The sequence below is a fragment of the Glaesserella parasuis genome, assembly GCF_002015085.1.
Taxonomy (GTDB): Bacteria; Pseudomonadota; Gammaproteobacteria; order Enterobacterales; family Pasteurellaceae; genus Glaesserella; species Glaesserella parasuis.
Genome location: NZ_MUXW01000069.1, coordinates 1 through 941 on the forward strand (window position 1 = coordinate 1; position 941 = coordinate 941).

Here is a 941-nt window from a genome sequence, read left to right on the forward strand (position 1 = left end):
AAAAAAGCCACAGAAAATGCCACTTGGGAGGCTGGAAATAAACAAGCTCAATTAGCCGGGCAAAATGCAGTGAGTGAATATGACCGCTGGAAAGCAGAGTTCGACCCTATGCAAGCAATGAAGAATGAGCAAGCTACGAAACTAGCAGAAAATCAGTCAAGGTATGATCAAATGCTAATTAGTCACGAAGATTTTTTGAAAAGAAAAAATCAACTTGAAGAACAATATCGTAGTAAAACGATTCTTGAGGATTTATCAAATTACTCTGCTGGGTTGCAAAATTTAGGCGGTGCATTTGGTCAAATGGCTGATTTAGCTGCTCAATCAATGGGCAAGCAATCTGGTGTTTATAAAACAATGTTTGCGATGTCAAAAGCTTTTGCAGTTGCAGATTCAATGGTTAGACTTCAACAAGCGATTGTGCAGGCAATGGGCGATGGAACAGCGATGACACCAGCTCAAAAATTCGCAAATATGGCTGCGGTGGCTTCGGCTGGGATGAGTGTTATTTCTCAACTGACAAGTATCAGTTTGAGCGGTATGGCGCACTCAGGGATTGATAATATCCCTAAAGAGGGAACTTGGTTGCTAGATCGTGGCGAGCGAGTTGTAGATAGCCGTACTAACCAAGATTTAAAAGCCTTTTTAGCAAATCAAGGAAACCGAAATCAAGCATCGGGTAAATCATCTGTAAATGTTCAAATCATCAACAATGGTAATGCAGTAGATGCCAAAGTTTCTCAAGAAGAAACGCCAGATGGCACTCATATCACAGTGGAATTGTTAAAAACAATGAGAGGAATCGCAAGAGAAGAAAGTCAGAATGCGATCACCAATAATTTCGCTCGTGCGGGTGGTCAATTTAGACGATAGGAGTATGTAATGCCAAAAGCCCTACCCCAAAAAATGGCAAACGAACTGCCAAAACTGGAACAAAATGC

1 pseudogene is annotated in these 941 nt (G+C 41.2%); it reads left to right on the top strand.

Annotated features, from left to right (window positions below):
• Positions 1-873, top strand: a pseudogene (locus B0183_RS12400) (hypothetical protein); the annotation flags it as partial.
• Positions 874-941 lie beyond the last annotated feature (68 nt).